The following is a 12,167-nucleotide window of genomic DNA, read 5'->3' on the forward strand; positions in this document are numbered from 1 at the left end:
TGGCACGATCGTTACTCGTGAGTTGGTTCGAGCGGCGTACGTGGCAGGAGCCCGGGTGGACGCCTGCGGACATCGTGGCCGCGAAGGGTGACCGGACGGTTTCGGTGGTGCTACCGGCACTGGACGAAGAGCGGACCGTGGGGGACGTCGTCGCGTCGGTGCGGCCGCTCGTCGGCAGCGTCGTCGACGAGCTGGTCGTCGTGGACTCGGGTTCCACGGACGCGACCGCCGAAACCGCCGAGGCCGCGGGAGCGCGGGTGGTCCGTCGCGAGGACGTCCTGCCGGACCTGCCGCCGGTGCCGGGCAAGGGCGAGGTGCTGTGGCGTTCGCTGGCCGCGACCAGCGGCGACCTCGTCGTCTTCCTCGACTCCGACCTGGTCGACCCGGACCCGGCGTTCGTGCCGTCGCTGCTCGGGCCGCTGGTCTCCGCGAGCGGCGTCCACCTGGTCAAGGGCTTCTACCGCCGGCCGCTGCGGCTGGAGAGCAGCGGCGGCGGGCGCGTCACCGAGCTCCTGGCACGGCCGGTGCTCTCGGCGTTGCGGCCCGCCCTCGGCGGGCTGATCCAGCCCCTCGGCGGTGAGTACGCGGGCACGCGCGAGTTCCTCGAGTCGGTGCCGTTCGCCGCCGGCTACGGCGTCGAAATCGGGCTGCTGCTCGACGCCGAGGCGCGGTACGGCCTCGACGGGCTCGCGCAGGTCAACCTGGGCGTCCGCAAGCACCGGAACCGCTCGCTGCCCCAGCTCGGGGTGATGTCCCGGCAGATCCTCGGCACCGCACTGGACCGCTGCGGCGTCCCGGCAGCCGACGCGCCGTTCACGCAGTTCGTGGCCGTGGACGGGGAGTGGCTGCCGGACGTCACGGACGTCCGCGTCGCCGATCGGCCGCCGATGCGGGACGTGCTCGCCCGTCCTCGAGGGTGAGCACCTCGTCGAAGCCCTCCAGGTGCTCGGGGCGGTGGGTGACGAGCACCACACTGCCGCTGGCCTTCGCGAGGACGCTCTTCAGGACGGCGTCGCCGTGGGCCGGATCGAGGCCTTCGACGGGCTCGTCGAGCACGAGGACCGCCGGGGCGGCCAGCACGGCCCTGGCGAGGATCAGCCGCTGGCGCTGACCGCCGGACAGCGCCGCGCCGTCCGGGCCGGTGCCGCGGTCGAGGGCCAGGTCGAACCCGGCGGTTTCGCAGGCGTCGGCCAGTTCTTCGCCGGTCGCGTCCGGCTTGGCGAGCAGGAGATTCTCGCGGACGGTCGTGTGGAAGACGTGGGCGTCGGCTTCGGCGCCCGAAATGATCTTCGACAGGTCGGCGTACTCGCCGAGCGGGTGGCCGTCGAGGGTCACCCGGCCTTCGGTCGGGGCCTGGCTGCCGAGCAGGAGGCGCAGGAGGGTCGTCTTCCCGGCACCGCTGGGGCCGAGGATCCCGACGCGCTTGCCGGGCGGCAGGTCGAGGTCGACGTCCCGGAGCACCGGTGGCCGCCCGGGGTGGCGGACGCCGGCTTTCTCCAGCCGGAAGTGGCCGGCCCGGGCGGTGCGGGTCCCGGCCGGGACGGCGGGTTCGCGCAGCACGGCGCGCACCCGGGAGGCGGCGGCGCGGATCTCCGGAACCCGCCGGGCGGCCCCGATCAGCGGGAGCACGACCTCGAAGGCCGCCACGGCGGCGAGGGTGAGCGCGGCGGTCCAGGGCACGGAGGCGCGGCAGAGCACCCCGACGCCGACGGCGGTGACCAGCTGGACGAGCACCCCGGCCGCGGTGAGCAGGGCGGTCCGGCCGGAGGCCGCCCGCTCACCGGCGGTGATCCGGTGGACGACGTCCGCGGCGTTTCGCTGGTGTTCTTCGAGTGCCCCGGCGGCGAGCAGTTCCCGGTGCCCGGTGACGAGCTCGACGGCTCGTTCGGCGAGTTCGGCCCGGTTCGGGGCGCTTTCCCGGGCGGCCTCGGTGGTGCGGTGGATGACCAGCCACGGGAGCAGGACCCCGGCGGCGAGCAGCCCGGCGGCGAGCGTTCCGGCCGCCGGCACCGACGCGGTGGCGGTGACGGCGACCGCGGCGGTGCCCACGATCGCGGCGACCCCGGCGGGCAGGAGCCACCGCAGGACGGCGTCCTGCAGTGCGTCCACATCGGACACCAGCCGGGTGACGAGGTCGCCGCCGGAGTACCTGGTGCCGGGCAGGAGGGCTTGGTAGACGCGGGTTCGCAGCGAGCCGAGCCAGCGCAGGACGACCTCGTGCCCGGCGAGCCGTTCGGCGTACCGCAGGCCACCGCGGAGGAGGGCGAGGGTGCGGACGGCGACGATGGCGACGGTGAGCGCGGCGAGCGGAGGCCGCTCGGCGGCGCGCAGCAGCAGCCAGGCGGCGGTGGCCATGAGCGCGAGGGCGGCGAGTTCGGCGGCCGCCCCGAGGAGGGCGGCGCGAAGCAGCCGGATCAGGTCCTTGGTGGACAGGGCCCAGGTGTTCACGCCGCCACCTCCGGGCAGATCCGGCCGCCGCGGAGTTCGAGCACCCGGTCCGCCAGCGAGACCATCGCCGGGCGGTGGGCCACCAGCACCGCCGTCCGGCCCGGCAGCAACCGCCGGGTCGCCGACAGCACCGCCGCCTCCGTCCGGGAATCCAGCCGCGCCGTCGGTTCGTCCAGCAGCACCAGCCCCGCCGACGTCCGGGCCAGCGCCCGCGCCAACCCCACCCGCTGCCGCTGTCCCGCCGACAGCACCTCGCCCAGCTCGCCCACCGGCGTCTCGAACCCCTGCGGCAACCCGGCCGCGACGGAGTCCAACGCCGCCGCGCGGGCCGCGAACGGGACGTCCGCCGACGGCAGGCCCAGCGCGATGTTCGAAGCCAGCGAACCCTGGAACAACGTCGGCCGCTGCGGGACCCAGGCGACTTCGGCCAGCCAGGCCGCCGGCGCCAGCGACCGCAGGTCCACCCCGTCCACCAGCACCCGGCCCGAAGTGGGCGGCACGAATCCCAGCAGCACCGCCAGCAGCGTGCTCTTGCCCGACCCGCTCGGCCCCACCACCGCGATCCGCGATCCGGCGGGCACCGTCAAGTCCACTTCGGACAACGCGGGAACCCCTCCGTAGGAAACCGAGACCCGGTCCAGGACCAGGGAAGGCGCACCCCGCCGCCGCGTGGAAACCGCGGAACGCGGGGAAACCACCGGAGCGGCCAAGGCCTCCCGCAAGGCCGCCAGCCCCTCCGCCGCCGCGTGGAACTTCGCGCCCGCCGCCCGCAGTGGCAGGTACGCCTCGGGCGTCAGCAACAGGATCACCAGCGCCGGACGCGCCGCCAGGTCACCCGAGAGCAGCCGGAACCCGATCGGCACCGCGACCAGCGCGACCGAAAGCGTCGCCACCAGCTCCAGCACCAGTGCCGAAAGGAACGCCACCCGCAGCGTCTTCATGGTCGCGTCCGCGTGGGCGGACGCCATGGCCCGGACCGTCGAAGCCTGTGCGGCCGCCCGGCCGAACACCTTCAACGTCCCGAGCCCGCGGACGACGTCCAGGAAGTGCCCGCCCAGCTTCGTCAGCAGCTCCCACTGAACGGACGCCTTCGCCTGCTTCCCGGCCAGGACGGCGAACACCGGGATCAGCGGCAGGGTGACGACCACGACGAGCGCCGAGACCAGGTCCGCGGTGAACAGCCGCACGATCACCGCGGCCGGCACCACCACCGACACGACCAGCGAGGGCAGGTACCCGGTCAGGTAGCTGTCCGTGGCGTCGACACCGCGCGTCACCTGTGTCGCGACGACGCCCGCACGGTCCGAAGCAGACCTGAGCAACCGCCGCCGCAGGGCGTCGCGGACCGACGCCGCAAACCGTCCACTGAGGACACCGTGCCCCCAGGAAAGCCCGGCTCGCGCCGCGATGGCCACGATCAGGGACAGCGAAATCCCGCCGCCGGTGAGCAGCGTGGCGAGCCCTTCGGCTTGGAGGAGCACGGAAACCGCGGTGAGCACGCCGAGCAGGCTCAGCGCGCAGAGGTACCGCCGGAGTCCGGGGAGTGCGGGCACGACGTCTCCCTAGAAGTGCAGCAGCGAGCGCTGGTCGACGGGACGGCGGTGCGCACGCCAGGTCAGCCACTGCACCACCAGCAACACCAGCACCGAGGGAGGCGCGAACCAGGCCAGCACCGCGAACGTCTCCGGCGCCGTCGCCGCCTGGCCGACCGTCAGCGCGTACCCCGGCGCGGCCAGCACGGCCGGGAACCGCAGGGTTCCGGCGAGCAGCGCCGGACAGGCCGAAAGCACCATCGTCCCGACGAGCGCGACCCGGTACCGCCGCGCCGCCAGCCCGAGCCGGGCGACGGCGAAAGCCGCGAAAGCCAGCCCGGCGACGACCGCGCCGAACACCGGAACGCCGTCCAGCGCGAAGACGCCCCACGCCGAGGCGACGGCCAGGAACGCGAACACCGGTGCCGAGAACGCCCGGGCCAGGCGCACCGCGCGGCCGGTCAGCTCGGCCGGCCCCCGCACGGCCAGGAAAGCCGCGCCCTGCAAGCAGAACAACGCGACGAATCCGAGCCCCCACAGCACCGCGTAGGGCGAGAACAACGCGAGCACGTCGCCCGAAGGCGAGCCGTCGGGCGACAGCGGCAGCCCGAGCACCAGGTTGCCGAGGAACAGGCCCCACGACAGCGCCGTCACCAGCGCGCCGCCGACGATGCCCGCCGTCCAGGCGCCGCGGCGCGCGTCCGGGCGGCGGCTGCGCAGCTGCATCGACGCGGTGAACGTCGTCAGGCCGAGCAGCAGCGTCACGACCAGGACGTACGCCCCGGCGAACACCTTGCCCTCCAGGTGCGGAAACGCGCCGAACAGCAGGCCGACGGCCGCCACCAGCCACACCTCGTTGGCCAGGAAGAACGGCCCGAGCGCGCCGAGCGTCTGCCGTCGCCGCCGCTCGCCGGACTCGAAGCAGGGAAGGAGCATGCCGACGCCGTAGTCGTACCCCGCGAGCGCGAAGTACCCGCACGTCAGCAGGCCCAGCACACACCACCAGAAGGTCGCCATCGGTCAGACTCCGCTCAGGACGGGCAGTTCGGCGGGCGCTTCGGCCGGCTCCGGGCCGCGTTTGGCGACCCGCGCCATGAGCACCCAGTCGGCCACCGCGAGCGCGGCGAACAGCAGTGAGAAAGCGATGAAGGAGAACAGGATCTGGCCGGCGGGGACGTCCGCGATCGCGTCGGCGGTCCGCAGCTTCCCCCAGACCAGCCACGGCTGGCGGCCGAGTTCGCGCACCAGCCAGCCCATGATCGCCGCGGCGAACGGCAGCGGGATCGCCGCGACCATCAGGTAGTGCAGGAAGCGCGCCTTCGTGATCCAGTTCCGGATCAGCAGCAACGTGCCCAACAGTGCACCCAGGAACATGACGAACCCCAGCATGATCATCAGGCCGAGCGGCAGGCCGACACCGCCGGTCTTCAGCTTCTCCGGCTGGTACATCGCGAGCTCACCGAACTGCGCGAAGCCCTGGTTGACGACGAAGATCGAGCCGAGGAGCGCCGCGACGACGCCGAGCCGCATCGACCGGCGGAAGAACTCGACCTCGGTGGTGCGCTTCAGGAAGTGCCACGCGCTGACGCCCACGACGAAGAAGCCGCCGGTCACGATCGCGGCGCCCACGACGTGCGGCAGCGACGCGACCAGTGCCGGGTTGGTGAACAGCGCGCCGAAGTCGTCGAGGCGCAGCGTGCCGTTCTCGACGCGGCTGCCGACCGGGTTCTGCAGGAACGAATTGGCCAGCATGATGAACAGCGCCGACGCGTACGCGGTCAGCGTGACCAGCCACAGCAGCGTCAGGTGCAGCCACTTGTTCATGCGCCCGAAGCCGAAGATCCACAGGCCGAGGAAGGTCGACTCGAGGAAGAACGCGACCAGCGTCTCGATGGCCAGCGGTGCGCCGAAGACGTCGCCGGCGAAGGCCGAGAGCCCGGTCCAGGTGAGCCCGAACTGGAACTCCATGACGATCCCGGTGACGATCCCGAGCGCGTAGTTGATCACGTAGAGGCGGCCCCAGAACCGCGTCATTCGCAAGAGCTCCGGTTTGCCGCCGAGTGTCCAGCGCGTCTGCATCACGGCCACCAAGGTGACCAGCCCCAGGGTGAGCAGCACGAACAGGAAGTGGAACGAGGTCGTCGTCGCGAACTGGAGCCTCGCGACCGGGAGTGCGTTCATGTAGACAGGCTACACATAGTCTGCCTACATGTAGCGAGCCGACGTGTAGACTGCGTACCCATGAAGGCGGACACCCTGCGCGGGCACCTCGACGCGTTGCTGCTGGCCGTGCTCGACGGCCGGAAGCTGCACGGCTACGCGATCATCGAGGCGCTCCAGCTGCGCAGCGACGGCGCGCTCGACCTGCCGACCGGCACCGTGTACCCGGCGCTGCGCCGGCTCGAGCGGGCCGGCTGGCTGGCCAGCGAGTGGGACGTCGTGTCCGGTCGCAAGCGGCGGACCTACCGGCTCACCCGCTCCGGCGAGCAGGCGCTGGCCGCCGAACGCACCGAGTGGCGGGAGTTCACGGCAGTCATCGGGGGAGTGCTGGGCGCATGATCGACGAATACCTGGGGGAGCTGGACCGCAGGCTGCACGGCTGCGGCCGGTTCAAGGCCGACCTTCTCGAAGAGGCCCGCGACGGGCTGCACGACGCCGCCGACGCCTACCGCGCGGGCGGCTGGAGCGACGAGGACGCGCAGCGCCGGGCGGTCGCCGACTTCGGCCCGGCGGCCGTCGTCGCCCGCGACTACCAAGCCGAGCTGGGCATGCTCAGCGGCGTCCGCACGCTGTGGAAGCTCGTGCTGGGCGTCCCGGCGATGCAGATCGCGTGGGACTACGCGCGGATCCTCACCTTCGGTGAGTGGACGAAACTTTCGACCCCCACGCCGGAGTGGTACAAGGTCGTCACGCACGCCGCCCACGGCGCGGTGTTCGTCGTGCCGGTGATCGGGGTGCTCGCGCTGCTCGGCATCCGCTGGCTGAGCCGGCGCATGGACGGCACCGGGCTCGCCCGGTTCTGCGGGATCCTCATCGCGCTCGCGGTCGGCGTCAACCTCGCCTCGGTCGGGCTGCTGATCTCGGCGACCGGGTTCGTCGACGTCTCACGGCTGTTCCTGAGCGTCCCGTGCGCGCTGCTGATGGTCGCCTGGGTACTGCTTTCCGTCCGGCTCGTCGTGCTCGCGAGACGTTCCTGGGGTGGGTATGCCACGATCGTCGCGTGACGACCGCGCTGATCTACCTCGTAGTCATGCTGCTGGTGGCGGCCGTGGTGTTCCTGCTCGCCGCCGTCGTGTTCGGCCGGGGTGAGGAGCTCGCCCCGCTGCCGCCGGGCAGCTCGCCCACGCGGCTGCCCGCCGAGGACATCACCGGCGAGGACCTGGCCGAAGTCCGCTTCCAGCTGGTGCTGCGCGGGTACAAGATGTCCGAAGTGGACTGGGTGATGCGGCGCCTCGGCGCCGAGCTCGACGAGCTGCGCGCCCGCGTCGCCGAGCTGGAGCAGCGCGAACGCGACCGGGAACGGGAGAGTTCGCCCGAGGCCTCCCCGTGACGGACCTGATCCTCTCGGTCGACGTCCGCGCCCCGGCGGGGACGACCTGGCTCGCGCTGACGGACTGGGCGCGCCAGGGTGAGTGGATGCTCGGCACCGAGGTCGAGGTGATCGAGGGCAACGGCCGCAGCGTCGGGTCGCGGCTGTCGGCGTTCACCGGCGTGGCCGGCCTCGGCTTCACCGACACCATGGAGATCACCAGCTGGGAGCCGCCGGTCCGGTGCGGCGTCCGGCACCTCGGCAGCATCGTGGCCGGCACCGGCGTGTTCCAGGTGGTGCCGAAGGGCGCGACGCGCTCGACGTTCGTCTGGGCCGAGCACCTGCGGCTGCCGTTCGGGCCGCTGGGCCGGCTCGGCTGGCCGGTCGTGCGGCCGGTGTTCGCGCTGGGGGTGCGCCAGTCGCTGCGGCGGTTCGCGCGGTTCGCGGAGAACTATTCGGTGGGCGGGGATGAGTGAGCTGATCGGCGCCGACGGCGTCTCGCGGTGCAGCTGGGGCAATTCGACCCCGGACTACGCCGACTACCACGACAAGGAGTGGGGCGTCCCGCTCCACGGGCAGGACGAGCTGTACGAGCGGCTGTGCCTCGAGTCGTTCCAGTCGGGGCTGTCGTGGATCACGATCCTGCGCAAGCGTGAAGGCTTCCGGAAGGCGTTCAAGCAGTTCAAGCCGGCGAAGGTGGCGAAGTTCGGCGACGCCGACGTCGAGCGGCTGATGCAGGACGCGTCGATCGTGCGGAACCGGGCGAAGATCCTGGCCGCGATCAAGAACGCGCGGGCCATTGCTTCGCTGGACACCCCGCTGGACGACCTGCTCTGGTCGTTCGCGCCCGCGTCGCACGAGCGCCCCGCGTCGATGTCCGACGTCCCGGCCATCACCGACGAGTCCAAGGCGATGGCGAAAGAGCTGAAGAAGCGCGGCTTCGTCTTCCTCGGCCCGACGACCTGCTACGCGCTGATGCAGGCCACCGGCATGGTCGACGACCACGTCGCCGGCTGCTTCCGGGCGGTCTGAGCCCGGAAGCAGCCGCGGCGTCACTTGCCCTGGAAGGCCGGCTTGCGCTTGCCGACGAAGGCCTCGACGGCCTCGGTGTGGTCGGCGGTCGCGCCGAGCGCCGACTGAGCGGCGTCCTCGGCGTCGAGCGCCTCTTCGAACGTCGACTGCGCGGCCAGGTTGAGCACGCCCTTGATCTTCGCGTAGGCCACGGTCGGGCCGGCCGCCAGCTTCGCCGCCACCTGCTGGGCGCGGGCGGCGAGTTCGGCGTCCGGCACGACCTCGCCGACCAGGCCGAGCCGCAGCGCCTCGGCCGCGTCGACGGTCCGGGCCAGCAGCATCAGCTCGGCGGCGCGGCCGTAGCCGACCAGCCGCTGCAGCGTCCACGAGGCGCCCGAGTCCGGGCCGAGCCCGACGTTGGCGAAGGCCATCAGGAACGACGACGACTCGGCGGCGATCCGCAGGTCACTGGCGTAGGCGAAGGCGGCCCCGGCGCCGGCGGCGGTGCCGTTGACCGCCGCGATCACCGGCTTCGGCATCGCCACGATGGTCTTGACGATCGGGTTGTAATGCTCCTTCACGGTCTGTAGCGGGGCGGGGTCACCCGCTTGCAGCAGCCCCACGTGTTCCTTCAGGTCCTGCCCGGCGCAGAACGCCTTGCCCGATCCGGTCAGCACGACCGCGCGGACTCCCTGGTCGTCCGCCGCCTCGCGCAGCGCCGCGAGCAGTGCTTCCTTCAGCTCGACGGTCAGCGAGTTGTACGCCTGCGGCCGGTTGAGGGTGAGGGTGCGCACCCCGTCGGCGTCGGCGGTCAACAGGACGTCGGATGTGGTCACGTCTTCTCCTTGCGCGGAAAACTTCGGTCGGCCGAGAGTCTTTCACCTCGCGCGGGCCGCATACCAGCACCGATACGGCGGCAAAAGATCCCCTCCGCTGATGCGCCCGGCCGCTGATGAGGGACAATGGACAGCAGACCCGGCTGGCTTTCACGCGAGCGCGACCCGGGCGCGCCGGTTGAGACGGAGGGAGCACGCTATGGCGGCCATGAAGCCCCGGACCGGAGATGGTCCCCTCGAAGTGACTAAGGAGGGGCGGGGCCTCGTGATGCGCGTACCGCTCGAGGGTGGTGGGCGACTCGTCGTCGAACTCTCCGCAGAAGAAGCGAAGGACCTCGGCGCCGCTTTGGCGGAGGTCACCGGCTGAGCCGACTCCCTCGATCCGTCCTTCCGTCGCACCCCGGTCTCCCTTCGGAGGCCGGGGTCGCGGTTCCTCTGCGCCCGAAGGTTGCTCACTGTGCGTAATCCGCTACCGCCCGTTCCGGCTACTCTGCTCGACATCGAGGTCGCGGGCGAACTCCGCCGCGGCGTCCCGACGGCCCGGCTGGTGGCCGCGGCCGACAACGATGACGTCGAGCCGTTGGAGATCGAGGGCGTCCGGATCACCGGCAAGTCCGGCGACGTGCAGACGGTGCCCGGCGACGGCCCCCGCTGGATCGCCGGACTCGGCGGTGGCGCGCCGAAGGAGTACCGCAAGACCGGTGCCGCGCTGGTCCGCGCGGTGAACGCGGCGCTGGCCGAGGACGTCGAACACGGCGGGAAGGCGTTCCGCGCGGTGCAGCTGGAGCTGCCCGAGGAGGCGTCCGGCGAGCACGTCACCGAACTCGTGCTGGGGCTCCTGCTGGGCGGCTACCGGTACAAGGTGTCCGGCGACGACCCGAAGCCGTCCGTGCGGACGGTCCGGCTCGTGGGGGAGGACCCCGCGCTGCCTGCGCTGGTCGAGCGCGCTTCGGTGCTGGCCGCGGCGACGGCGCTGACCCGCGACCTCGCGAACACGCCGTCCAACGTGAAGACGCCTGCCTGGCTGGCGGACACGGCCGCGCGCGTGGCCGGCCCGCGTGTCGAGGTGACGGTGCGGGACGAGAAGTGGCTGGCGGCGGAAGGCTTCGGCGGTGTCCTGGCCGTCGGCGGCGGTTCCGCGCGGCCGCCGCGGCTGATCGAGCTGGCGTACAAGCCGTCGGGGGCCGCGCCGCACCTGCTGCTGGTCGGCAAGGGCATCACGTTCGACACCGGCGGCCTGTCGATCAAGCCGGCCGACGGGATGCACCTGATGCGCACGGACATGGCGGGCGGCGCGGCGGTGATCGCGGCGATCCGCGCCGTCGCGGCCCTGGAGCTGCCGGTCCGGGTGACGGCGCTGGTCCCGTGCGCGGAGAACCACGTGTCGGGATCGTCGTACCGGCCGGGCGACATCGTCCGGCACTACGGCGGCAAGACGACCGAGGTGGGCAACACGGACGCGGAGGGCCGGATGGTCCTGGCGGACGCGCTGGTCTACGGGATTCGCCGCTTCACCCCGGACTACGTGGTCGACGCGGCGACGCTGACGGGCGCCATGAAGGTCTCGCTGGGCCTGCGCACGGGCGGGTTGTTCGCGTCGGACGACTCGCTCGCCGCCGCGGTCGTCTCGGCCGGCTCGCGGGTGGGCGAGGCGTGGTGGCGGATGCCGCTGGTGGAGGACTACGCGGAGAACGTCCGCGGCGAGTTCGGCGACGTCCGCCAGACACCGGGCGGCCCGGGCGGCATCACGGCGGCGTTGTTCCTGCGGGAGTTCACGTCGGGCCTGCCGTGGGCGCACTTGGACATCGCCGGGCCGGCCCGGTCGGAGAAGAACTACGACGAAGTGGTCCCGGGGGCGACGGGCTTCGCGGCGCGGACGCTGGTGGAGCTGGCGGCGTCGCTGGGCTGACGGCTCGCGAGGACGTGCTCGCGGAAGCCGGTGACCGCCGGGGTCATCGGCTCGTCCGCCCGCCACGCCAGCCCGATCGTCCGGTACGGCGGTGGCGACAGCGGCACCTCCGCCACGCCCGCCGGGGTGCCCGGCCCGAACCGCGGCAGCAACGCCACCCCCAGCCCGGCCGCCACCAGGCCGCGGACGGTGTCGGACTCCTGGCCCTCGAACGCGATCCGCGGCGCGAAGCCCGCCGCCGCGCAGAGCTCGTCCGTCAGCGTCCGGACCCCGTACCCCGGCTCGAGCAGCACGAACTCCTCGTCCGCCAGCTCGGCCACCCGCACCGACGCCCGGCCGGCGAGCCGGTGCCCCGCCGGGACCGACAGCAGGATCTCCTCGTCCACCAGACCCGCGCAGGCCAGGGCCGGAACGTCGGGCAGCGGCGCCAGCAGCGCCAGGTCCAGCTCGCCGCCCGCCAGCCGGTCGACCATGTCCTGCCGCGAACCCTGCACCAGCGTGAACCGCACCCCCGGGTACCGCGCCCGGTGGCCCCGCAGCAGCGAAGGCACCAGCGACCGCCCGAGCAGGTGCAGGAAGCCCAGCACGACGTGGCCCGACTCCGGCGAGACCTCCTCGCGCGCCAGCCGGACGCCGGTGTCGAGCGCCGCCAGCCCGCGCTCGGCCGCCTCGGCCAGCAGTTCCGCCGCGCGCGTGAGCCGGATGCCCCGGCCGTCCGGGACCGTCAGCGGGGCGCCCAGCGCGTCCGCCAGCGCCGCGAGCCGCCGGCTCACGGTCGGCTGCGGCACGCCCAGCAGTTCGGCCGCGCGTGTGACGTTCCTCGTCTCCCGGAGGGCGGCGAGCAACGGCAGGTGCGGCGCGACCTGCGAGGACAGCGAGTCATACGGCACCGCATCGATTCT

The 12,167-nt window shown here is 72.8% G+C and carries 14 protein-coding genes; 8 read left to right on the forward strand and 6 right to left on the reverse strand.

All coding sequences use genetic code 11. The features are described from left to right. The first annotated feature begins 17 nt into the window (after positions 1-17). The gene (locus QRY02_RS42985; RefSeq protein ID WP_285988425.1) at positions 18-920 is read left to right on the forward strand and encodes a glucosyl-3-phosphoglycerate synthase; all 903 of its coding nucleotides are present in this window, start codon (positions 18-20) and stop codon (positions 918-920) included. Here QRY02_RS42985 and cydC read toward each other — a convergent pair. From cydC to QRY02_RS43005, 4 genes are read right to left on the reverse strand one after another with little or no spacing between them, the layout of a single operon-like run. After that, positions 856-2,448, reverse strand: coding sequence for a thiol reductant ABC exporter subunit CydC (gene cydC, locus QRY02_RS42990; protein WP_285988426.1), 1,593 nt, complete (start codon positions 2,446-2,448; stop codon positions 856-858). The genes QRY02_RS42985 and cydC overlap by 65 nt on opposite strands. Beyond that, positions 2,445-4,001 carry a thiol reductant ABC exporter subunit CydD gene (gene cydD / locus QRY02_RS42995; RefSeq protein ID WP_285988427.1) on the reverse strand — a complete coding sequence of 519 codons (1,557 nt, stop codon included), beginning with the start codon at positions 3,999-4,001 and terminating at the stop codon, positions 2,445-2,447. Before cydD ends, cydC begins: the two co-directional genes overlap by 4 nt. Positions 4,002-4,010: 9 nt before the next feature. Then, positions 4,011-4,997: a cytochrome d ubiquinol oxidase subunit II gene (locus QRY02_RS43000; protein ID WP_285988428.1), complete on the reverse strand. Its 987-nt coding sequence runs from the start codon at positions 4,995-4,997 to the stop codon at positions 4,011-4,013. 3 nt (positions 4,998-5,000) lie between these two features. After that, positions 5,001-6,161 carry a cytochrome ubiquinol oxidase subunit I gene (locus tag QRY02_RS43005; RefSeq protein WP_285988429.1) on the reverse strand — a complete coding sequence of 387 codons (1,161 nt, stop codon included), beginning with the start codon at positions 6,159-6,161 and terminating at the stop codon, positions 5,001-5,003. Positions 6,162-6,221: 60 nt separating this feature from the next. Here QRY02_RS43005 and QRY02_RS43010 point away from each other — a divergent pair, with 60 nt between their 5' ends. From QRY02_RS43010 to QRY02_RS43030, 5 genes are read left to right on the forward strand one after another with little or no spacing between them, the layout of a single operon-like run. Beyond that, positions 6,222-6,539 carry a helix-turn-helix transcriptional regulator gene (locus QRY02_RS43010; RefSeq protein ID WP_285988430.1) on the forward strand — a complete coding sequence of 106 codons (318 nt, stop codon included), beginning with the start codon at positions 6,222-6,224 and terminating at the stop codon, positions 6,537-6,539. Next, on the forward strand, positions 6,536-7,204 hold the full coding sequence (locus QRY02_RS43015) for a permease prefix domain 1-containing protein (RefSeq protein WP_285988431.1): 669 nt from the start codon (positions 6,536-6,538) through the stop codon (positions 7,202-7,204). The genes QRY02_RS43010 and QRY02_RS43015 overlap by 4 nt, the downstream gene beginning before the upstream one ends. After that, complete coding sequence (locus tag QRY02_RS43020; protein WP_285988432.1) at positions 7,201-7,530, forward strand: DivIVA domain-containing protein; 330 nt, start codon at positions 7,201-7,203, stop codon at positions 7,528-7,530. Before QRY02_RS43015 ends, QRY02_RS43020 begins: the two co-directional genes overlap by 4 nt. Continuing rightward, positions 7,527-7,985: an SRPBCC family protein gene (locus QRY02_RS43025; RefSeq protein WP_285988433.1), complete on the forward strand. Its 459-nt coding sequence runs from the start codon at positions 7,527-7,529 to the stop codon at positions 7,983-7,985. The genes QRY02_RS43020 and QRY02_RS43025 overlap by 4 nt, the downstream gene beginning before the upstream one ends. Further along, positions 7,978-8,541: a DNA-3-methyladenine glycosylase I gene (locus tag QRY02_RS43030; protein WP_285988434.1), complete on the forward strand. Its 564-nt coding sequence runs from the start codon at positions 7,978-7,980 to the stop codon at positions 8,539-8,541. Before QRY02_RS43025 ends, QRY02_RS43030 begins: the two co-directional genes overlap by 8 nt. A gap of 20 nt (positions 8,542-8,561) precedes the next feature. On the opposite strand, the gene QRY02_RS43035 is transcribed toward QRY02_RS43030, so the two are convergent. Further along, positions 8,562-9,356, reverse strand: coding sequence for an enoyl-CoA hydratase-related protein (locus QRY02_RS43035; protein WP_285988435.1), 795 nt, complete (start codon positions 9,354-9,356; stop codon positions 8,562-8,564). 199 nt (positions 9,357-9,555) lie between these two features. Between QRY02_RS43035 and QRY02_RS43040 the strand changes: the two genes are divergently transcribed. Together QRY02_RS43040 and QRY02_RS43045 are read left to right on the forward strand one after the other, a co-directional pair. Further along, on the forward strand, positions 9,556-9,723 hold the full coding sequence (locus tag QRY02_RS43040) for a DUF3117 domain-containing protein (RefSeq protein WP_013222969.1): 168 nt from the start codon (positions 9,556-9,558) through the stop codon (positions 9,721-9,723). 90 nt (positions 9,724-9,813) lie between these two features. Further along, the gene (locus tag QRY02_RS43045) at positions 9,814-11,265 is read left to right on the forward strand and encodes a leucyl aminopeptidase family protein (protein WP_285988436.1); all 1,452 of its coding nucleotides are present in this window, start codon (positions 9,814-9,816) and stop codon (positions 11,263-11,265) included. On the opposite strand, the gene QRY02_RS43050 is transcribed toward QRY02_RS43045, so the two are convergent. After that, complete coding sequence (locus QRY02_RS43050) at positions 11,190-12,155, reverse strand: LysR family transcriptional regulator (RefSeq protein ID WP_285988437.1); 966 nt, start codon at positions 12,153-12,155, stop codon at positions 11,190-11,192. The genes QRY02_RS43045 and QRY02_RS43050 overlap by 76 nt on opposite strands. Positions 12,156-12,167: the final 12 nt, after the last annotated feature.

This window comes from Amycolatopsis sp. DG1A-15b (assembly GCF_030285645.1).
In the GTDB taxonomy this organism is placed as follows: domain Bacteria; phylum Actinomycetota; class Actinomycetes; order Mycobacteriales; family Pseudonocardiaceae; genus Amycolatopsis.

What these genes read in the sequence shown, in the direction of transcription:
- QRY02_RS43000 (WP_285988428.1), bottom strand. Translation starts at nt 4,997, where the DNA reads ATGGCGACCTTCTGGTGGTGTGTGCTGGGCCTGCTGACGTGCGGGTAC.
- QRY02_RS43005 (WP_285988429.1), bottom strand. Translation starts at nt 6,161, where the DNA reads ATGAACGCACTCCCGGTCGCGAGGCTCCAGTTCGCGACGACGACCTCG.
- QRY02_RS43010 (WP_285988430.1), top strand. Translation starts at nt 6,222, where the DNA reads ATGAAGGCGGACACCCTGCGCGGGCACCTCGACGCGTTGCTGCTGGCC.
- QRY02_RS43015 (WP_285988431.1), top strand. Translation starts at nt 6,536, where the DNA reads ATGATCGACGAATACCTGGGGGAGCTGGACCGCAGGCTGCACGGCTGC.
- QRY02_RS43030 (WP_285988434.1), top strand. Translation starts at nt 7,978, where the DNA reads ATGAGTGAGCTGATCGGCGCCGACGGCGTCTCGCGGTGCAGCTGGGGC.
- QRY02_RS43040 (WP_013222969.1), top strand. Translation starts at nt 9,556, where the DNA reads ATGGCGGCCATGAAGCCCCGGACCGGAGATGGTCCCCTCGAAGTGACT.